This is a genomic window from Limnothrix sp. CMB-01 (assembly GCF_055193175.1).
This window is the reverse complement of the sequence record NZ_CM143720.1, coordinates 2,176,611-2,197,083: the sequence shown is the minus strand read 5'-3', so window position 1 is coordinate 2,197,083 and position 20,473 is coordinate 2,176,611. Positions and strand designations below refer to the sequence as shown.

Annotated in this window: 15 protein-coding genes; 2 read left to right on the top strand and 13 right to left on the bottom strand. The window is 55.3% G+C overall.

Annotation, left to right across the window (positions count from 1 at the left end; translation table 11 throughout):
* Nucleotides 1-155: 155 nt before the first annotated feature.
* The 7 genes from ACZA91_RS09275 to ACZA91_RS09245 all read right to left on the bottom strand — a co-directional run bounded on the left by ACZA91_RS09275 (nt 156) and on the right by ACZA91_RS09245 (nt 8,206).
* Nucleotides 156-1,058: a Tab2/Atab2 family RNA-binding protein gene (locus ACZA91_RS09275; protein ID WP_099531654.1), complete on the bottom strand. Its 903-nt coding sequence runs from the start codon at nt 1,056-1,058 to the stop codon at nt 156-158.
* Between the two features lie 223 nt (nt 1,059-1,281).
* The gene (locus ACZA91_RS09270; protein ID WP_463186262.1) at nt 1,282-2,145 is read right to left on the bottom strand and encodes a carbohydrate ABC transporter permease; all 864 of its coding nucleotides are present in this window, start codon (nt 2,143-2,145) and stop codon (nt 1,282-1,284) included.
* A 16-nt stretch (nt 2,146-2,161) separates the two neighbouring features.
* On the bottom strand, nt 2,162-3,013 hold the full coding sequence (gene ccmA, locus ACZA91_RS09265; protein WP_463186414.1) for a heme ABC exporter ATP-binding protein CcmA: 852 nt from the start codon (nt 3,011-3,013) through the stop codon (nt 2,162-2,164).
* Nucleotides 3,014-3,156: 143 nt separating this feature from the next.
* Nucleotides 3,157-3,663 (bottom strand): cupin domain-containing protein, encoded by a 507-nt coding sequence (locus ACZA91_RS09260; protein WP_463186260.1) that lies wholly within the window; start codon nt 3,661-3,663, stop codon nt 3,157-3,159.
* A gap of 113 nt (nt 3,664-3,776) precedes the next feature.
* Entirely contained in the window at nt 3,777-5,270 is a 1,494-nt protein-coding gene (locus ACZA91_RS09255; RefSeq protein WP_463186258.1) for a glycosyltransferase family 39 protein, read from the bottom strand.
* A 332-nt stretch (nt 5,271-5,602) separates the two neighbouring features.
* A complete protein-coding gene (locus tag ACZA91_RS09250; RefSeq protein WP_463186256.1) occupies nt 5,603-7,279 on the bottom strand; it encodes a glycosyltransferase family 39 protein in 1,677 nt (558 codons plus the stop codon).
* Between the two features lie 102 nt (nt 7,280-7,381).
* Nucleotides 7,382-8,206 (bottom strand): hypothetical protein, encoded by an 825-nt coding sequence (locus tag ACZA91_RS09245; protein WP_463186254.1) that lies wholly within the window; start codon nt 8,204-8,206, stop codon nt 7,382-7,384.
* Nucleotides 8,207-8,697: 491 nt separating this feature from the next.
* On the opposite strand from ACZA91_RS09245, the gene ACZA91_RS09240 reads away from it, so the two are divergent.
* A complete protein-coding gene (locus tag ACZA91_RS09240) occupies nt 8,698-11,109 on the top strand; it encodes a ribonuclease R family protein (protein WP_099531661.1) in 2,412 nt (803 codons plus the stop codon).
* Between the two features lie 35 nt (nt 11,110-11,144).
* Entirely contained in the window at nt 11,145-12,044 is a 900-nt protein-coding gene (locus tag ACZA91_RS09235) for a carbonic anhydrase (protein ID WP_463186251.1), read from the top strand.
* A gap of 10 nt (nt 12,045-12,054) precedes the next feature.
* Here the strand turns inward: ACZA91_RS09235 and ACZA91_RS09230 are convergent, their stop codons facing one another.
* The 6 genes from ACZA91_RS09230 to ACZA91_RS09205 form a co-directional block, all read right to left on the bottom strand.
* On the bottom strand, nt 12,055-13,476 hold the full coding sequence (locus ACZA91_RS09230; RefSeq protein ID WP_463186249.1) for a PAS domain-containing sensor histidine kinase: 1,422 nt from the start codon (nt 13,474-13,476) through the stop codon (nt 12,055-12,057).
* A 133-nt stretch (nt 13,477-13,609) separates the two neighbouring features.
* Complete coding sequence (locus tag ACZA91_RS09225) at nt 13,610-14,212, bottom strand: cysteine hydrolase family protein (protein WP_463186247.1); 603 nt, start codon at nt 14,210-14,212, stop codon at nt 13,610-13,612.
* A 295-nt stretch (nt 14,213-14,507) separates the two neighbouring features.
* A complete protein-coding gene (locus ACZA91_RS09220) occupies nt 14,508-15,695 on the bottom strand; it encodes an AI-2E family transporter (protein ID WP_463186245.1) in 1,188 nt (395 codons plus the stop codon).
* A gap of 122 nt (nt 15,696-15,817) precedes the next feature.
* Complete coding sequence (locus tag ACZA91_RS09215) at nt 15,818-16,948, bottom strand: PepSY-associated TM helix domain-containing protein (protein WP_463186243.1); 1,131 nt, start codon at nt 16,946-16,948, stop codon at nt 15,818-15,820.
* A 45-nt stretch (nt 16,949-16,993) separates the two neighbouring features.
* On the bottom strand, nt 16,994-17,731 hold the full coding sequence (locus tag ACZA91_RS09210; RefSeq protein WP_463186241.1) for a hypothetical protein: 738 nt from the start codon (nt 17,729-17,731) through the stop codon (nt 16,994-16,996).
* 121 nt (nt 17,732-17,852) lie between these two features.
* Nucleotides 17,853-20,378 (bottom strand): TonB-dependent siderophore receptor, encoded by a 2,526-nt coding sequence (locus ACZA91_RS09205; RefSeq protein ID WP_463186239.1) that lies wholly within the window; start codon nt 20,376-20,378, stop codon nt 17,853-17,855.
* Nucleotides 20,379-20,473: the final 95 nt, after the last annotated feature.

The window sequence follows — 20,473 nt, the reverse complement described above, 5'->3', positions numbered from 1 at the left end:
TGTTTTTTTGAGCGTGTTTTGATGGAGGGCTGCGGGGCGATCGCGCTGGGCGGATTCCCAGTTGCCTTGGATTCTTGCGTTGTTGAGGTTGAGCTTGAGATTTAGTTTGAAGTTGAGCGTTTGAGGTTTAGCGTTTGGGGTTTAGCGTTTGGGGTTTAGCTGTCGCGGCGATCGCGCATGAGCCAAAAGCCCGCAAAGCGCTCCTCATCGGGGTTCGTTTGCACCGCCAGAAAATGCACTCCTTGGGCCCCTTGCTTTTGGGCTTCAAAGGTTTGTCCCTCGGCTTTTTGGGCCGCATTGGGCAAGGTCGAGAGCACCCAAGCATCACCAATGCCGGTTTCCAAAATCACCCGATCGGGAAATTCCTCCCGATCGCTCGACAGGCTGGAAGGCTTCACCTGTTGTTCAATCCGCACAAAACCCATTTCCAAACCCGACATCCAAGCGGAGATGGCCATGGCCCGAGGCGAAAAAATCAGCAACCCGGGAATTGGCGTATCGGGCGCTAAGTTGACCATGGACAAGGGAAACGCCTCGCCAAAGTCGATCGCCCATTCATGCAGCTCGCCAAAGGCCGACGCTTCCAGGGAAACAAAGGCCCACTTTTGCCCCAACAGCGCATCGGGCAAGGGCTGGGCGGCCGGTGGCGGCATGAACACGCCTGCCGTTTGGGCAGTGGCTTGGTAGCCCGGTTCTTGGGGATAGACCGTTTCGAGCCGATCGGCAATCCAATCCTTGATGGCGTGGGTGCGGTGGCTGAGGGCGCAGGGCAACTCCGCATCCTGGCAGGCTTTGACGATCATGTTCTTCATGGCCTGCCGGAAAAAACGAATCCGGCTGGGGGCCTGGCCTGCCTTGACGATCGCCTCTTCGATCGCCTGCATCAGGGTCACGGAATTGACCTCGCTGTTGGAGCAATATTTGCTGTAGCGAAACAGGGATTGCCAATCGGCCCGCGAGTCAGTGGGACTCTCACAAATCAAGATTTCCCAAACCTTTTTTTGGTCTGCATCTAAAATCGGACGCGAGTAAAAATCCAGTTCCCAGATAACGGCCATTGCTAAAAAATTTGCCGGACGGCTAAGTTGAGGCTTGCGGTTGGGCAGCGACCCGGGCAGAAGCTGGGCGATCGAGCGATCGGCCCCATGCCAAACCCCAGGACACTAAAATTCCAAACCGTCTCAACTGTACCGTTCCGTTGAAACGGGCGATCGCTCAAAAACCGGTGAAATCATCCATTGCGGCATGGGCTGAACCCAAGACAACAGCCCTAACCGTTGACTAACCCTTCACGCCACTGCCCGTTTCGCTGGGCACAATGTAGTTTTGCATCACCAAAAAGAAAGCCAAAATTGGGGCGATCGAAATGACCGAACCCGCCGCAATCAAGCGCCAATCTAGGGAAAACGTACCCGACAACCGCGCCACCCCCAGCGGCAATGTGTAGTAATTCGGGTCATCCAAAATCAGCAGCGGCCAGAGAAAATCGCTCCAAGCCCCAATAAACACAAAAATTGCCAGGGTAATCAGCGCCGGCCGCACCGATGGCAACATCACATGCCACCAAATTCCCAACTCAGAACAGCCATCAATTCGGGCCGCTTCTTCCAAGTCCTTCGGCACGCCCCTGAAGGCCTGGCGCATCAAAAAAATGCCAAAGGCCGAGGCGATCGCCGGGAAAATTAAGCCAATAAAACTATTTCGTAGCCCTAAATTCACCGCCAAAATATAGAGCGGAATCATCACAATTTGGAAGGGAATGGCAATGGTGGCCACGATCGCGCTAAAAATCCATTCCCGTCCCTTAAACGACAACCGCGCCAAAGGATAGGCCGCCAAGGAACAGATCAATAAATTCAACGCCACGGTTAACCCCGCCACCAGGGTGCTGTTGAGCAAATATTGCGCAAAGGGGGCGCTCGTCCAGGCTTTGACAAAATTTTCCAAGGTCGGCGCGGCGGGAATCAGCCGAGGCGGAAAGGAAAAAATATCTTCCGTGGGCGACTTCAAAGATGTGCCCATCAGCCAGAGCAAGGGCAACAACATCACCAGGGCGATCGCCCCCAAAAGCACATATTGAGCCAGGGTTTTCCAGGGCGATGCTTTGGAGCCGAAAGTCTGGTGAGTGGTTTGATCAATTTCCATGCGCGGTTGCCCCCAGTTAATCCAGTTGGCGGCCTGTCAGCTCCACAAAGATATCCTCTAGGTTCGATGGACGCACCATCAACCCGGTTTTTACCGCCTGGGAATCTAGATATTGATTCGCTTCCAAAAGGGTGGGGAAGAATTTGTAATCCCAGCGATCGGCCGTTTGTTTCATGACCAATCCTTCCCCATGTTTGGTGCGCAAATCTTGCAGCGTTCCCAGCTCAATCAGTTGGCCCGCGTCCATAATGCCGATGCGATCGCACAGATACTCCACTTCGTCCATGTAGTGCGTCGTCAGCAGCATCGTCATACCACCACGATTGAGGTCGCGAATAATTTCCCACAGGCGGCGGCGCGTTTGCGGATCCAACCCCACCGTTGGCTCATCCAAAAATAAAATTTCCGGCTCATGCAACAGGGCGCGGGCAATTTGCAACCGACGCTTCATCCCGCCCGACAGGGTTTTCACGAGACTATCGCGGCGATCGCCCAGTTCCACATAGTCCAACCAGCGATCGATCCGCCCTTGGCGCTCTTTGGCGGGAATGTGGTGCAGCCGGCCGTGGAATTCCAAATTTTCCCAAACGGTTAAATCGCCATCCACGCTGGTTTGTTGCAACACCACGCCAATTTGTTGCCGCACCTGCTGCATTTGGCGAGCCACATCAAACCCAGCCACCTGAATTTGTCCAGCGGTGGGGCGAGTGAGGGTGGTGATCATCCGAATGGTGGTGGACTTGCCCGCGCCGTTGGGGCCCAGCAGCCCAAACATTTCTCCCGCTTGAATCTCAAAGCTGAGATCGTTCACCACGGGGCGATCGCCATAGATTTTTTGTACGTTTTGCAGGGAAACCGCCACGCCCATTGTTTTCTTGCCTGTGAATTGCCCAGCCTGTAACAGCTTTGTAACACTGGCTTCTACTGTACCTGTTTGGGTTAAACAACGGTTTCCGAATTCCACGGGCGGCGGCTCCCATTAACGCCAATTAACGCGCCAACTAACGCCAATTAATCCGTATCCTGATCCGCCGCCGGGTCATAGAGCACCACGTTTTCCTGTTCGTTGGGGTCATTGCGGGCCACCAACGCCTGGGCCGGTTCGCTGGTGCTGAGGTTATGGGGCTGGTGGGGAACGCCAGCGGGAATGAAAATAAAGTCGCCCGCTTCATGGATGATCGATTGTTTCAGCCCTTTGCCATAACGAGTTTCAACCCGTCCTTGGAGCAGATAAATCGCTGTTTCATAGTCCCGATGGAAGTGGGGTTCGGCTGCCCCCCCGGGCGGAATAATCACCAGGTTCAGGGAAATGCCCCGGGATCCTGCGGTGGCTTCTGAAATGCCCACAAAGTAGGGCAATCGCTGGCGCGTGAGGGTTTCCGCGTCGGGGCGAACGGTCACAATTTCACCGTCAATGGCTTGATCGACCGGTTCCGGTTGCGTGGGCTGAGCCACCGAATTGAGCCGATCGGGCATAGGGGCCGATGGTGACGACTCGATCGAGGCAGTAACGGGCATCCCTGATTGATCCATGGTTCCGAAGCCGGCTCGGCCGGTTTGAACGGGTTGAATTTGAGCGGGTTGAGCGAGACCAGTCCAGCAACTTCAGCGCGATCGACAGTGGCTAGTGGCTAAGTTGAGGGACGATCAGGCGCGGGGCGATCGGGGGTGGAGGATTCCAAACGCCACAGATTCCACCAACTGGCCCCAAAGGGAACCAACCGCTGACCCCGCTTCTCGATCGCTTTGGGCAGTTTCTTGCCGGGAACGAGCACAAAGGTATTGGGGCGATCGGGCCAGTTCAAGTTTTGAATGCTGGGAGCTAACCAAAAGGTGATGTTACGAGCCTTCAGGCGATCGCTGGCATAACTCAAAGACAGGGCCGAGGAAGAATAGCCAGGAACCGCTGTCATCACGATTAACGGGCGATCGACCTCTTTCAAGGCCTTGGCAACTTCCACCCAACCCGGACCACCCTTGTTCCACCAGGATAATTGCCAGGAGCGGGCTGTTGCCGCATTCAAATTAGCCACGACCAACAAAATCGCCAAGCTACTCGCAACAAGTTGAGGCATCCAACGCCAACGGCGGAGATAGAACCACAGAGGTTGGGGCAATGCCTGATCAGGCTCGGGGGGAATCCGATCGCAAAGCGTGGCAATCCAATCGGCTAAGGCCACTTGCACACCAATGATCAGCGGCAATTGATAGCGAATGATGGTGGCCATGGCGCGATCCATCACGATGGCTGGCAACCAAAGCAACAGGAAAAACGGGGCAATGGTGCTAAAGACAAATCGCTTAACCATTGGTTCGCTCGATCGCCCACAATGCACCAGCGCCCCCACAGACAACACCAAGACCCCTAGTCGAATTGAATCCACAACCCTGGAAACTGGGATCCAAATATTCGGCTGGTTATCCCACAGGGTGGCCGCAAACACACGCATGGCAGACCAACGCTGCATCCCGGGTTGGTAGGTTTGATTCAACCAGTCCAGAGATATCACAGCCCCCTCTCGCACTTGAAACAGTGTCCATAGCCAAGGGGACATGGCCAAAAGGGTTCCACTCGCCGCGATCGCCCAAGGGATAACCCGTCGCCAATGCCGATCGCCCGATCGCCACCACCAAACCCCAACCCAAAGGCCATGGCCCAGCAACACCAACCCCCCAAGCAAGTGGCTGTACCAATTGAGGGTGAGGGTGATGCCATACAGCAACCAGTGAACTCCAGTGGACTTTTGCGCAGAATTACGCAGCGATCGGGCTAAAAATCCACTGGAAAGCACCACAAAAACCAGCCAAATGGCATATTCTCGCGCCTCTTGGGCATAGAGAATTTGTAGCGGTGACAGGGCCACCAACACCGTGCCAATCCAAGGCAAACTGGGGCGATCGCTCAATTGGCGTAAGAACCAAAACACACTGGGCAACAATGCAACTCCCATCAGAGCCGTCACCGTGCGGAGGCTGACAATGTTATTCCCAAACCAGTGGGCCCAACCTCGGGCTAGCAAGTAATAGAGGGGTGGGTGATGGGCATTGGCAGCAGCCAAAGACTGAACCGTATCCCAAGCCGTTTTGCCCGGTTTTGCAGCAAGACTGCGCCAGAGATCGGCCATGACCTGCTCGCGGCCTCCCCATTGTTGAAGGAGTTCAGGATCCGTCTGGTTCGCAATATGCCGCAGGGTCGAAAATTCGTCGTACCAAGGGAGGAACTGTCCTAGATGAGAAAATCGCAGCAAGCAACCAATGGTGATTAGTCCGATCGACCCCCAAACTAGCCAACGTGGTGCTCGTGCGTTTGGATCAGCCATGTTTTTGTCAATTTTTCGCCATTTTCCTGGTTATAGCCCATGACGCATGGAACCAATTCGTACCAGTTCAGTGCGAAAGATCTACACAAGAAATCTGCGTTGTTCGCTCTAGAAAAGCGATCGGCGGTGGCTAGTGGCTAAGTTGATGGGCGATCGGGCGCGGGGCGATCGGGCGGGGCGGATTGCAATCGCCACAAATTCCACCAACTAGTTCCGAAGGGAATCAACCGCTGACCCCGCTGCTCGATCGCCTGGCGGAGATCGGGGGATGGACTAAACAAAAAGGTGTTGGGGCGATCGGGCCAGTTCAAGCCTTGGAAACTGGGAGCCAGCCAAACAGTAACACCGCGAGATTTCAGGCGATCGCTGGCGTGGCTCAAGGCCAAAGCGGAAAGGGAATACCCAGGGATATCGGTCATCACCAACAGGGGGCGATCAATTTCTTTCAGGGCTTTGGCAATTTCGACAGAAACGGTTCCCCCCTTGCTCCACCAGGACAATTGCCAGGAGCGTGCTCTGGCGGCGTTCAGGTTAGCAACCAGCAGCAAAATCGCCAACAGTGCCGCAAAACAGTGGGGCATCCAGCGCCAGCGGAATAAATAGAACGATAGGGGCTGGGGCCATTCTTGGACAGGCTTTGGGGTAATTTGCTCGCAGGTCGTGACAATCCAGTTGGCCAACACCACTTGCATTCCCAAAAGCAAGGGGAACTGGTAGCGAATGATGGAAGCCATCGTTCGATCCATCACAATCGCAGGCAGCCAGACCAGCAAGAGGAACGGGGCCACGGCACTGAGAACAAACCCTTTGAGCAAGGGTTCTCCCGATCGCCAACATCCCACCAAGGCCACAATCATCCACAGGGTCACCAGCAGGCAGGGAACATCGGTCGCCGTTGGGAAGGAAGCCCAAAGATTCGGTTGGTTATCCCACAGGGTGGCGGCAAAGGCCCGCAGGGCTGCCCAACGGTGAATTCCTGGGGGGCCCGCCTGACTGAGCCAGGCCAGGGAGGCGGCTGATTGGGTTTGGACTCGATAAAGCACCCAAATCCAAGGAGAAATGGCCAGCAGGGTTCCAACGGCGGCGATCGCCCAAGGGATTGCCCGTCGCCAGTTCCGATCGCCCGATCGCCACAGCCAAACCCCAACCCAAAGGCCATGGCCCAGCAGCACAAACCCCCCCAGCAAATGGCTATACCAATTCAGGGTGAGGGTAATTCCATACAGCAACCAGTGGGGCCAGGTGGAATGACGCAGCGATCGGGCTAAAAATCCGCTGGACAGCACAAAAAAAATCAGCCAGATCACATATTCCCTCGCCTCCTGGGCATAGAGAATTTGCAAGGGAGACAGGGCAACCAACGCCGTGCCCACCCAAGGCAGGCTGGGACGCTGACTCAGTTGCCGCAGGAGCCAAAAAACACTGGCCAGCAGGATCACCCCCATGATCGCCGTGGCGGTGCGGAGGCTGACGATCGTGTTGCCAAACCAGTCGGCCCAGACGCGCACAAACAGGTAATACAGGGGCGGGTGATGGGCATCGTGATTGGCGAGGGATGTGACCATATCCCAGGTGGTCTTTTGGGGTTTTGTCGATAGGCTGTGCCATAGGTCGGCCAAAACCTGTTCGCGCCCCTGCCACAGTTGGGTGAGATCCAATTCCGATTGGGCGGCGATGTGCTGCAATGTCGCTAGTTCGTCATACCAAGGCAGGAACTGGCCTAAACCGGAAAATCGCAGCAGGCAGCCAATGGTGATTAGCCCAATCGATCCCCAAACCAACCAACGTGATGCTCGCATTGCTCGATCGGTCATGGTTTCTGGGTCGTGGTTTCTGGGTCATGGCGTTGTCGATGTCTCGCCAGTTTCCTGGTTATAGCTCATGGCCTTTGGGCCCCAAGCCTTGCCAGTCGGGCCCTAAAAGTCCGGGTCGTCGGCTAGGGTTTGCAGGTGCTGCAAGAACTGCAACAGTTCCCGATCGGTCAGTTGGGCCCGGGTGCGCTTACCAAAGGCCATTTGTAAATATTCCACGCCCTGTTGCTTGTTCCAGCCCAAACGCTTCATCAACACGTCTGTTTGGGCGATCGCGTCGGATAAGTCCGTGGGTGCGGGCGCGGGCGCAGGGGCCGGCGTGGGCACAGGGATAGGGGTGGGCGCAGGCGGGCTGGCGGCACGGCGTGATCGCTTGGGAGCAGGAGCCGGGGCTGGCTCTGGTTCCGGCTCTGGGGGCCATTCTGGTTCCATGGTGGGCAAGGGGTCGCTCGCCCCATGCTCAACCTCGTAGAGATCCTCATAGCCGGGCGATGTGGATTCCAGGGTTGGATCCAGGGTTGGATCCATGCCCGATCGACCATCAAATCGATCGGGCGATCGATCATCAAATCGGTCACTAACCACATCAACCATCGGCGCGGCCAGGGGAGCCGGAATCGGGGTCGAGATGGGGGCTGCAATTGGGGTCACCACCGACAAGGCGGCCGGAAGCTGATAAGCAGGGGTGCTGCTGATCAGTTGGGCCTGCCCCCGATCGGCTGGTTCCAAAAACAAACCCACCGCTTCCAGGGCCCGCAACCGGGCCCGATCCTCGGCTTCCTCCAGTTGCTCCGAAGCGCCAAACCCCGTGGCCAACACCGTGCCTTCCAGGGTGACGGCCGCCCGCACAATAAACTTTCCCTGATTCACTTCAATGATTTCGGATGTGAGGCTGCCGTTGGGATAACGGGCACGGAATTCGGCAAACATGGCACAAACCGATCTCGGTTAGGTGGGCGGGCTGAGCAAACGGGGGGATGGCGGCGATCGTGCGGCTAGGGTAACCCGCGTGTCAATGATTGACAAGGTGCACGCCACGCTCTAGCGTAGATGGGCCCGAGCGCAGCCGCTCCCTCCAGTGTGTTCCTGCATTGATTTGGTGTTTGGAGTGTCTTTGGACGAGGGTTCCCATCGACCACCCCCTCCCAATGCCACAACGCTGCAACTTCGATCTTGCCGGTTCAAGATCTTGCAGCACCCAATGCGGAACCCTTCCGGCCCTAGCTCGAGTGACGCTTGTGGATTTCCCGCCCGATCGATGCGACGGGCCCCGACCAGCAACGCTCCAGAGGCATAGGGATCGTCGTCAGTACGGTTAATGTTCATGGCATTCAACAATGCTGTTCGCAGCACTGTGATGGCTGTCGCTCGCGCCTCATTCGCCCCATCCCATTCTCTGTGCCCGGAGGTTGACGCGCTTCATGGAATTTTCGATCGCTTCCCTACTCGCGAGCTTTACCTCAGAAAAGTCGCTCACGCCAAAGGTTCTTGAACAAAAGTTGGGCACTCGCGAAGGACGCGGCAATCGCCAGCTTCAGATTGCCCTGGACGCACTGGAAAAGTTGGGGATTTTGAATAAGGAGCGCGGTCGCTATCGCCGGTTGGAACAGGAGGGCATGTTTGAGGCCAAGCTGCGTTGCTCTAGCAAGGGGTTTTGCTTTGCCATTCAGGATGACGACGACGCGGAAGATGTCTATGTGCGGGAATGTCACCTGAATCATGCCTGGAATGGCGATCGGGTGTTGGTGAAGGTGATCAAAGAGGGCGGCGGTCGCAGTCGGCGGCGCAGTCCCGAGGGCCATGTGGAGCTGGTGCTCGATCGGGCCAATTCGTCCCTGTTGGCCCGGGTGGAAAAGGGCGAGGACGGGATTTTTCGGGCAGCTCCTTTGGACGATCGATTGCTGTTCCGGGTGGAACTGGACACCAGCGGGGTGGACTTGGACGCGATCGTCAACTACCTGGTGAGCGTGGAAATTGTCCGTTACCCGATCGGGCAGTTGCCGCCCTTGGGCCGTGTGATCAAGGTGTTGGGGGCCGATGCGGACGCGGCGGCTCCGGCCGACATTGTGGTCTGTAAGTATGGGCTACATGAAAGCTTCCCGGAGGAGGTTTTGGCGGCGGCGGCGGCGTTACCAGCTCCGGCGGACAGCTTGAAGGCGAGTGCCATTCAAGGACGGTTGGATTTGCGATCGCTGCTGACGGTGGCAACGGTGACCGCCACGGCCGGAGAGCTGCCCCCGGTGATCGATCGGGCCATTACCTTGGAAACCAACCCGGCGGGCCATATGCGGTTGGGGCTGCATGTGCCCGATGTGGCTCACTATGTGGAACCGGATTCACCGCTCGATCGCGAAGCCCGGCGGCGGGGTGTGGCAGCCGACTTGGGGGCCCAATGGTTGCCGCTGTTCCCGGCGGATCTTTACGCACGCCATGGTTCCTTGGGTCTAGGGTGCGATCGCCTGGCCACTTCCGTGCTGCTGACCTTTAATGATCAGGGTGAATTACTGGAGTTTGAAATTCATCCCAGCGTGGTGCGGGCCGATGCCACCCTGACGGAAGCCCAGCTCGATGCGTTCTTGGACGGTAACCAGGCGGATCCGGAGTTGCCCCAAGCCCCCGCGATCGGGGATTTGTTGACCCAACTGAAAACCCTGGCGGCGGCCCTGCGGGGACAGCGCCTCAGCCGAGGCGGGTTTGATCTGAGCGGTTACCGAGGGCTAACCTCGTTCGATCGCGAGGATGTGCCCGGTGCGCCGATCGCCCCGATCGGGATTGCCCCCACGGCCCGTGTCCTGTTAGCGGAAGTGACGATCGCCGCCAATGCCGTGGTGGCCAGCCATCTGCAAGCCCTGCAAGTGCCCACGCTCTACCGAGTGCAAGCGGCCCCCAGTCCCGGGGATGTGCAGGAAACCCTGCGGTTGGCCGGCAACCTGGGCTTGGAGCTGACCCTAGAGCAGCCGGATCAGGTGACCCCCCGCGATGTGCAACAGTGGCTGCAACAGGCCACCGACGGCGACACCCGCAAAATCCTGAATCGTCTGTTGGTGGAAGCCCTGAAGCCAGCCGCCTACAGCCACGAACCCCGCTCCCACTTTGGTTTGGCCCTGCCGGTTTACACCACCCTCAATGCGCCCACCCGCCATTACGGAGACCTGTTGGTGCAACGGAGCTTGAACACCCTCTTTGCCAAGGGGCGCGATCGACGCACGGCCCGCAGCAAAGAAGGCGTGAATTTGCACCACAGTTCTTGCCATGGGGCGATCGGCTGGAACCTGTTGCCCACGGAAGATCAACAGGAGTTGGAAGCCTCGATCACCAGCGCGGCCTGGCTGCTGAGCGATCGGGAACGATTGATCCAAGAAGCCGCCGCCGACAGCCACGGCCTCCGCAAAACCGCCGCCATGCGGGCCCGGATTGGCGAAACCTTCAGCGGCCCGATCGTGGGCGTGCAGTCCTACGGCTTCTTTGTGGAGCTAGAGGCCTTGGGCATTGAAGGGCTGGTGCATGTGTCCTCCCTGAAGGACGACTGGTACGAGTATCGATCGCGCCAGCAAATGTTGATTGGTCGCAAGAGCCGCCGCCAATACGCCCTCGGGGGCCGTGTGGAAGTGGAAGTGCGCGGCGTGGACTACTACCGCCAACAGATTGATTTGGTGGCCGTCAGTGGCGGGGCCGAGTCCAACTTTGATGCGCTGGTGGACGATGAGGACGAAGCCGATGATTCGGATCTGACCTTTGGCTACGGGGCTGAGGAGCCGGAAGAATCGGATCTTGTGGATCTCCGCGAGCCGGACGATTTGGAAGCGCCCCTCGACGAGTTCGACGACGACTAGATCCGCTGCCTATCCTAGAAGGAGCGATCGCCCCGGTGATCGCTCCTTTTGCTTGGGAACTGGTTCCTGAACGTTGGTTCCTGAAGATTGGGAATCGGGAACTAGAAATCGGGCCATTCAGAAGTCAAGAGCAAGCCATGAAACGTCGTCAGTGGTTGTGGCAAGGATCCCTCGCGCTGGGCGGGGCCCTTGGGGGTTGGGCCGGATTTGGCGATCGCCCCGTTCGGGCCGCCACCCGTTGGAGCTATGACGGCCCCACCGGCCCCAACCACTGGAGCGAGCTGGATCCTGCCTTTGCGGCCTGTGGCCTCGGTCAGCGCCAATCCCCGATCGATCTGGCTGCCCAGAAACAGCTTGGGCCCGTGGATTTGCGGCTAGATTACCAATCCGTACCCCTCACGGCTCGCAACACGGGGCGATCGATCTTTGTGGACTGCCCGCCCGGCACTTGCACCTTGCATCTGGGCGATCGCCCCCATGACCTCTTGCAATTCCACTTTCACCACCCCAGCGAGCATCACCGCGCCGGTCGCACCTTTCCCGCAGAAGTGCATTTTGTCCACCGCGATCGGGCCGGATCCCTGTTGGTGTTGGGCCTTTGGTTAACGGCCGCGCCAACCCAGGCCACCGCTTCCCAGCTCGATCGAGCCGCCCCCCAACTGTTGCAAGACTTATTAGCCCGCGCGCCGATCGCCCTTGGAAGCAGCCTCGATCGTGCTTGGCAAGGAAACCCCGCCAACCTGTTGCCCCCCATCCCCCGATCGCTCTACCACTACCAAGGCTCCCTCACCACGCCCCCCTGTTCCGAAGGGGTGACTTGGTTGCTGTTTCCAGAACCCCAGGCGATCGCCCCCGCCCTGCTCACCGAGTTGCAAACCCGATTAGGAACCAACGCCCGCCCCCTCCAGGCCCAGCTTGCCACCCCCAAAGCCTAGGCCGAACGTTCTAGCGTTGGGAATTCGCCGACTCCTGCGCGGGTGAATCCGCCAAATTGATTTGCTGAATTGGAATTTGGATCGTGAAAGTTGTGCCCTGGCCGTATTGCGATCGGAAACTGAGTTTCCCTCGATGTTTTTCCGTAATGATTTGATAGCTAATGGCCAGTCCCATTCCAGTTCCTTTACCTACATCCTTAGTAGTGAAGAAAGGATTGAAAATTTTGCCCTGAATCAGCAGCGGAATCCCGATCCCATTATCAGCAATTTCAATCGCAATCCATTGGCTATCCAGAACAAAGGTACTAATTTCAATTGTCCCAAAATAGGTGGAACTGCTGGGCATAATAATTTTCGAGTCTGCTTTTTTAACAGCTTCCCCGATCGCATCGATCGCATTTTCTAAAATACTCATTAACGCTTGATTTAGATATCGAGGATAACATTCAACTAAAGGCAATTGACCATAATTTTTGGAAATAGAAATTGATTGTAGCTTGGCTTTTAGTTGGTAATTTAAGATTTTGAGAATTCCATCAATATCCTCATGTACACTGATGGTTTTTAGCTCAGATTCATCAATTCGCGAGAAATTCCGTAAATCTAAAACAATTTGCCGAATGCGATGAGTCCCCGTTCGCATCGAATTGATGATTTTTTGAGAGTCCTCTTTCAAAAACTCTAAATCAATGGTTTCGGTGAGTGATGGAATCATCGCAGCCGTTTTCAAGTCCTGGGGTTGATGAATCTCTAAGGCTTGAATTAGCGTTTGTAAATATTCTTCTAAATATTCCAAATTTCCATGAATAAAGTTCACGGGATTATTAATTTCATGGGCAACCCCAGCCACAAGCTGCACCAAACCCGACATTTTTTCAGACTGCACCAAATCGCATTGGGTTTGCTGAAGCCGCTCGATCGTGGCTTGTAACTTTTGATTAGCTGCATTCAGAGCTTGCGTTCGTTGGGCAACCCGTTTTTCGAGTTCTGTGTTCATCCGTTGCAGCAATTGCTCAGCCTGGTGGCGATCGGTCACATCTGTTAAAGATCCTGAAAATTCACCATCAGCGCCACGGGGCTGAATCGTAATTTCTAACCAAACTGTCTTCTGAGTATGATCTCGAAAGTGAAGCTCCTGTCGCAAAGTGGCGCAATGATCTAAGTTAGCCATCATCGTTTGCCAGCCCGCTTGCTCAGTTTCATCCATAAACTGGGCCAGGGATTTGCCTAAGCACAAATCAATCGGAAAGCCGAGAATCTTCGTCCAAGCTGGATTTAAAAAGGTAATTTGACCCAAGTGATCAATCTTGAAAACAATTTCACTCAGGTTTTCCACTAGGGTTCGATAGCGGCGCTCTGACTCCGCGAGTCTTTCAATGAGTCGGTATTGAATTTGGGTGTTTAGCTCATCACTTTTACTAAAATCAGTCATTATCCTGTTTTACCTAAGAGGATGTCTGAAAAGCCCAAATGGATACTCTGCAAGCTCCAGTCACCGGCAAACACAGGATGCGCAAACTCCTTTGCCAACTGCTAGCCCCTAGCTCGGTATCTCAAAACACTTTTCAGACATCCGCCAAAGACTCAAGAAAAGACTCAGCGGAAATTACATTGGCATAAAGGGGAAACACATTTTCTAAGTAAAATTCCTGCTCAAATTGGGTTCTGGCACAGGTGCAATCGGCCAAAACTGACACGCGATAGCCCTTTTCGTGGGCCGCCCGACCGGTGGAGTCAATGCAAACGGAAGTGACCGCACCGGCCAGCACAATATGGGTGATTTGATGTTTTTGGAGCAGCTCATGCAACGAGGTTCCCGTGAAGGCATTTAAACCCCGCTTTCCGGGCACGACCCAAATTTGATCGTGAAAGGGCAGGAGGGCCTCAACCATTTCCGCACCTTTTTGCCCTGCTTGGAAGGCCCCCACGTCGCGGACGGTTTTAAGGATACCAACGGGATCCAGCAATTCCTCATAGGTGGGGGTGAAAAAAATTGGGGTTGCAATGGTGGGAACCCCATGGGCGATCGCCCCGCGCACCACTTGCACCGTACTGTCCAGGATGCGATCGACTGGAACAGCCTGGTCAATCACAGACCGCAGGATCCCATCAGCAGCAAAATAGTCGTTTTGGAACCCAATCAAGATCAGGGCAACTGAACAGGACATAACAAGCTTGGCTATTGGTCTTCTGTTCAGTTTTACGATCTCAATCTTGAGAGAGCAAGCAAATTAGCCTACCCGACTTCTTCACGATCGATGTTATTGAATGGTGCTCAGAACCGTTGCTTTTAAAGCGACTTAGATTGATGAATTTGATCTGAGAAATGATGACTTACAGCCTTTACCTAAAATAATTGGCACGCCATGTCGCAGATGCCATGAAGCAATGGTTCGGTGGGCAGTGCCTACCCTACGGGCTTACTGTGCTTAGGAAGTGAGGTAAGGGCCGTCATTCAAGGCATCAATCGCATTCCGCGATCGGGGAAGGAGCCGCCGCCGCAATACCCACAGATGGGGATTCCGGTTCCACTTCAGGCAGAGATTTCACAGCCCCGGGGGTGGGATCTTGGGCCCGCAAATTCGCCAAGGCTTCCTTGAGCAACACAGCCATGGGCACAGCCACCACCACGCCCAACAGGCCGCCCACACGCACGCCAGTTAGGATGGCCACAAACACCCAAAAGGGGTTCAGGCCCGTCACACTGCCCAACACCCGAGGAGCCACCAGGTTTTCCACCACTTGCTGCACAATCAGGGCCGCGGCCAAGGCTTGCAGGGCCAGGCCAATATCTTGGAGGGCAATCAGGGAGATGACCGTGCCAATGCCCACGGAGCCGCCAAAGGGAACCAGGGCCATCAACCCGATGGTTAGGCCAAAGAGCAGGCCAAAGGGAATTTTGAGCAACACAAACATGGTGGTTAGCCCCAGGCCCAAGCAGGTGGCCGTGAGGATTTGCCCAATGAAGTAGTTTTGGAAGCTCGATCGCAGGGTGCGGGAAAAGGGCTGTTGAACCCGATCAGGTAGCCAAGCAATCAAGCTCTCCCAAATTTCTTCGCTGTGTTGCAGCAAATAGAAGGTGAGGACGATGGTTAGCACCACATCCAACAGCCGAACCACCGTCACCACCGTGACATTCAGGGCCAAGTTGAGGGTGCGGCCGGCAATGCTTTGGAGTTCGGTTTTGAGGCGATCGTTGAGCTGGGAAATCACCCCATCTAGGCTGATGGGCAAACCAAACAAGTCGGCTCGCTCATTCAGCATCATAAGTTGGCGCTGGCCCGAGTCAATCCATTCCGGCAGCCGCGCCACCAATTGTTGCGCCTGGGCCACCACCAGCGGAACCAGGGTCACGCCCACGCCAATGACGATCGACAGGGCCACCAAAAACACCACTACGGCGGCCAGCCCTCGCTTCACCCCTTTGGCCGCTAGCCAGTTGACGGGATAGTTCAGCAAAAAGGCCAGCAAAGCCGTGACCAACAACACCCCCAGCAATGATTGGAAGTAGCCAAAAATCGTGGCCAAGGCCCAGGCATTGAGCACGGTCAGGGGAGCAGCCAGGGCAAAGAATAGAAACCGTGATAGCGGCGAGAGCGATTCCCACCATTGAACCAGCTTGCTTGCGGGAAGTGGCTCAGTGTTGCTCATGCGGGCGCGGCTCCTGCGCTGAGTTAGCAATGGTTTCCCCATTATCGCCAACTTGGGCGGGAAGCAACCCTTCTTTGGGACAAAACTTTTGCAAAGGGGGCGTTCGGGGCGGTGGAAGGGGGTCAAGGGCTAGGGCGATCGCTTGGGAGGATTGCCATAGCGGGCGATCGCTTGCGATGTTGCCACATCTTCACGCCCGTCCAAAACAGGGCGATCGGGGACAGGCCCACCAGCACATAGAGCCAGCGCGTCCACAAACCACCAAACGTACCAAAGTGCAGCGGCCCGAAGCTGTTCAAGATGCGATCGCCCAAGGCCGCCTGCCGACTGTCATTCACCCGCAGCACCTGACCGCTGTAGGCATCCAGAATCACATTGCTCTGGCCGTAGGAACTGGGTTCGTGGGTTTGGCGCTTGCCAATCCGCACCGCCCCATCTGGTGTTCTGGGCAGTGCGATAAAAGTTGTGGCAGCTCCGGGTAATGCTTGGTTCGATCGCGCCAACAGTTCCGACAAAGGCAAGGATTTTTGATTGGGCAACACCTTGGATTGCCAAATCGGCTCCGCAGGGGTGAAGGTAATCGCTTTGATCACCGCCGTTGATTGGGCATAGAAATTCCAGCAAAACCCCGTGAATCCAGTCAGCACTAAAAAAACAGCAGCAATGATACCCACAACCTTGTGAAGATCAAAATTCAGTCGCTTCGGGTGCGCATCCCACTTAATTTTGAAACCCGCTGCCAACCGTCGCCAACCGGGCCAAAGTGCAATGCCAGTGATCCCCAAAATGGTCATGAAAAACCCTGAAATGCCAACAATAATCAGCCCCGTTGTGCCGGACAACAACTGATAATGCAGTCGCAAAATCCAGTTCATCCAGCTATCTTGCTCTGAGAGGGTTCCTAGCACCTTTCCGCTATGAGGATGGATAAAAAGCTGGATCAGTTGATCACCTTTCCAGAGACGAACTTGGTAAGGTTGACCGGGATGTTGGGGAAACAAAATGCCATTCATGCTGGAGCCCGGTAACTGTTGGGCAAAGGCTTGGGCAGCGTTGGACACTTGGTCAATGCTGACGAGGGTTGATTGGGGGGAGATCGCGCCAAATTTTTCAACAATCAGCCGATCTTGCAACTCATGGGAAAACACCAGCAAGCTCCCCGTCACTCCCACAACGATCAGAATCAACCCAACAACCAAGCCCAAGTAGCGATGCAACGGAAACAGGATCGATCGAATCTGGCGAGCTTGCATAGTCCTCTCGGATTCCAACCCAGTTGAAAAACCAATTTTGAAAATCTACTTGAGGATGAAAATGCCGTAATCGGCCACGACATCGCCTACCGTGAGGCGATCGACCCCTTGCACGATCGCCACCAAATCGCCACTTTTAGTTGAAATGCGCAGGGTTTTATCCTGAGGTTTTAGGCTGTAATCTTCCGGCTTCCCTGCGAGCAAAATCGTGTCCTCGCCGGGTTTGAAATTATCAATTTGCGCGTAGTCTGCATCCCCCTTGCCCACATAAAAAGGCGCAGACTTGGGATTAGCCGGGGTGATCAAACTACCCACGATAAATTCATCCTCGGAGCCGGGTTGACCCACCAGGCGATCGACCTCTCCTTGACCCAAGGTTTTGGGGCGAATGGGTAACTCGCCGCCCTTGCCGGTCACAATCTCAAAGGCCACGCCCGAGATATGAGGGTGATGGCCAAATCCGGAAATGGTATCGTTGCCGCCTGTGCCCATAAAAAAGCCCGCGATCGCCTCGCCGTTGGCATCTTTTCCAGACTGCCCAACCGCTTGATAGTGGGCGAGCGGGGAAGCAAACTTGCCAGCTTTTACTTGCTGATTCACTTCGGGATAAGCCAAAGCATAAAGGGCTTCATCAAAATGCTTGGCACTCGGAGGGGCGATCGGGCTGCTGCTAGGGGCAGTTTCTGGCGTGTTATTGCTAGCTGTGGATTGGTTGGCTGATCCCGACTGGCAAGCGGTGACCAGACTCAGACTCAGCAGGGCGATCGCGTAGGTTTTATTCATGATCCTGGTTGGGGTTAAAGAATGGTTTGCGTTGTGGTTGAACTGTGAGTTCAAGCATGGGTTGGGACAGAAAAAGGGGAGATTGCACAATGGCAATCAACCCCAAAATTGCGACCCAAAACTAGAACCGGATGGAAGCCGACCCAGTGATGGTGAAAGGCGCGCCTACTTCTAGACCGGTGTTGCTGCCCACTGTGGATTTGATGTAGGTTTCATCGGTGAAATTCCGGAAATTCAAGGCAAAACGGTAGTTATCCCGTTGATAGAAAATGGCAGCATTCCCAATGAAGTAGTCCCCGATTTTGTAGTCGTTGGCGAGGTTGCCGTAGCGATCGCTCGCATATTCAAAACCCACCCCAAAGCCCAGCCCTTTGAAGGAGCCAGACTGAATTTCATAGGTTGTCCAAAGGGTGGCTTTATGCTCAGGAATGCCATACAGTCGATTCCCAATCAGAGACTCATTTGTATCTTCAGTAACTTCGCTGTCGATGTAGGCGTAGGATCCCAAAATCTTCCAACCGGGCAACAGTTCACCAATCAAGTCAAACTCAATGCCGCGATTGCGTTGCTCTCCTGAAGAAATCGAAAACAGGAGATTATCTGGATCAGTCACCGGCACATTTTGCTTGGTGATATCGAAGTAGGTGAGGGTGGCCAGGAGGCGGCGATCGAACAATTCAGTCTTCACGCCCACTTCAAATCCTTCACCTTCTTCAGGCTTCAAGATTGAACCATCCGCACCAGTCGAAGTTGTGGGGCGAAATGATTGCGAATAGTTGGCAAATAGTGATAGCTCGGGAATGGGGCGATACAGAATTCCGAGGCGAGGTGTCCAAGAGTTGAGTTCGGTATTGTTGCCCTCTCGGCGACCCAATTGATCTTCTGTTTCAATGCCGATCGTGTCATAGCGCAGACCAGCCACCACGATCAGATTTTCGGTGAGGTTAATCTGGTCTTGAAGATAAAATCCGAGACGATTGGCCGTGGTCAGGTCATCATTAAACGGTGGCAATGAGGATCGATCGGGACGAACCACCGCATCATAATTGCGATCAAAAATGTTGATGATGGACGGTTTTGAGCGATCAAACAGCGTAGCAATTCGCGATTCACTGCGATTCAAATCAAGACCAATGGTGGCTTGGTGGGCGATCGATCCTGTTTTGAAAGTACCCACAAGACTGGTTTGCAAGGTGTAGGATTTATCCTCACCATCTTGATCAGCATAGAAACGAGTGACCCGAGGGCCGTTGGCCGTCAGCGGCAGCGCTACCACGCTGTAGTCATAGTCATAGCTGATGTAGCGGAAGCCGTTGCGAATTTTCCAGTTATCGCTAAAGCGATGCTCGAATTGATAACCGGTGCTGAAATAGTCAGTCGTGACCGAATCTTCTGGATCAGTAATAATCAACTCGCGATCGACTGGCGCAACCCCATCTTCAAATCGGCTCAGACCAAAATCAGACGGCGCTTTTTGGTGAATGTATTCCAGGTTCAGCGATAAATCCGTTTGATCGCTAATTTTCCAAGCCAGAGCAGGCGCGATCGAAAAGCGATTGGTGTCGGTTTCAAAGTCGCGAAAAGGCGCTTGATGGAGATAGGAACTGTTGAGCCGATAGCGCAAACTGCCATCAGCAGTCAGAGGCCCCCCAAAGTCAATCCGAGGACGCACCAACTCATTAGTACCGCCTTGCAGTTCAACTTCGTAGAAAGGCTCAGCTAGGGGCTGCTTGGAGACCAGGTTAATAATGCCGCCCGGTTCAATTTGCCCATACAAAATCGAAGCGGGCCCCTTCAACACTTCAATTTGTTCAAGGTTGGCCACTTCCGGAATGGCTTGAAAAGAACCATAAAGCCGATAGCCGTCGCGCAAAACCGATACGGTGGCGGGATATTGGTTACCAAATCCGCGAATGCTCACCGTCGCTTCCCGGCTGCTGTTACTCCCGGCATAGGACACGCCACTGACATTGGTGAGCGCGTCTTCAACGTTGATCACCTGCTGATCGCGCAAGACGGCTTGGGGAATCACCTGCACTGAGAAAGGCGTTTCCAGAATCGGCGTATCTGTGCCGGTGGCGCTGGAAGCATTGGGAACCCGGTAACTGGGCGATCGCTGCCCCGTCACCACCAATTCTTCTTCGGGCGCATTGGCATCCACGTTCAGGCTGTAGGCCAAATCACCCGTGGCCAAGGTCACGTCCTGGGTGGGCAAACCGTTGCGACCCGTCACCACCACTTGAATTCGATCGGGCGCAATCTGCCAAACCCGCACCGAGGCCACTTCAGCGGTGGGGTCAGCTTGGTTGAACTCCGCCCCCTCCGGTAGCGCCAAGCTGGCGTTGCTGATCTCGGCGATCAGTTGGTTGCCCTCGGCCCGGAACTGGTTCGCATCAATCAGCAAGGACTGACCGGCTGGGGTTTCCAGGGCAATTTCCAGCTCATCAGCCAGGGGCGTGACCACCACGCGGGTGACGGTGGCCGGGCGATCGGCTTGGGCCAGCCAGGACTCCACCGACGTGGCGGGGGCGTTGCTGCGGAATCGATCGAGCGGCTCCAGCGGCACTGACTCAGCCCCGGCGGGAGCAGCCAGCGCCCCGATCGCCACCAACAAAACAGACAAAGATAGAGGAGATGCAGCGTTCATGGGGTGATGTTCTAAGGGACTTTAAGTTGTAATCGGGGAAAATTGCTCGGACATTGAACTGGTTAAAATCGGGGATGATATCAACACAATGATTG

Bases quoted from the DNA above. Each gene is read 5' to 3' on its own strand.
- ACZA91_RS09220 (WP_463186245.1), bottom strand. From the start codon at position 15,695: ATGAGCAACACTGAGCCACTTCCCGCAAGCAAGCTGGTTCAATGGTGG.
- ACZA91_RS09225 (WP_463186247.1), bottom strand. From the start codon at position 14,212: ATGTCCTGTTCAGTTGCCCTGATCTTGATTGGGTTCCAAAACGACTAT.
- ACZA91_RS09230 (WP_463186249.1), bottom strand. From the start codon at position 13,476: ATGACTGATTTTAGTAAAAGTGATGAGCTAAACACCCAAATTCAATAC.
- ACZA91_RS09270 (WP_463186262.1), bottom strand. From the start codon at position 2,145: ATGGAAATTGATCAAACCACTCACCAGACTTTCGGCTCCAAAGCATCG.
- ACZA91_RS09215 (WP_463186243.1), bottom strand. From the start codon at position 16,948: ATGCAAGCTCGCCAGATTCGATCGATCCTGTTTCCGTTGCATCGCTAC.
- ccmA (WP_463186414.1), bottom strand. From the start codon at position 3,013: ATGGGCGTGGCGGTTTCCCTGCAAAACGTACAAAAAATCTATGGCGAT.
- ACZA91_RS09250 (WP_463186256.1), bottom strand. From the start codon at position 7,279: ATGACCGATCGAGCAATGCGAGCATCACGTTGGTTGGTTTGGGGATCG.
- ACZA91_RS09245 (WP_463186254.1), bottom strand. From the start codon at position 8,206: ATGTTTGCCGAATTCCGTGCCCGTTATCCCAACGGCAGCCTCACATCC.
- ACZA91_RS09210 (WP_463186241.1), bottom strand. From the start codon at position 17,731: ATGAATAAAACCTACGCGATCGCCCTGCTGAGTCTGAGTCTGGTCACC.
- ACZA91_RS09260 (WP_463186260.1), bottom strand. From the start codon at position 3,663: ATGCCCGTTACTGCCTCGATCGAGTCGTCACCATCGGCCCCTATGCCC.
- ACZA91_RS09240 (WP_099531661.1), top strand. From the start codon at position 8,698: ATGGAATTTTCGATCGCTTCCCTACTCGCGAGCTTTACCTCAGAAAAG.
- ACZA91_RS09275 (WP_099531654.1), bottom strand. From the start codon at position 1,058: ATGGCCGTTATCTGGGAACTGGATTTTTACTCGCGTCCGATTTTAGAT.
- ACZA91_RS09255 (WP_463186258.1), bottom strand. From the start codon at position 5,270: ATGGCCGATCTCTGGCGCAGTCTTGCTGCAAAACCGGGCAAAACGGCT.
- ACZA91_RS09205 (WP_463186239.1), bottom strand. From the start codon at position 20,378: ATGAACGCTGCATCTCCTCTATCTTTGTCTGTTTTGTTGGTGGCGATC.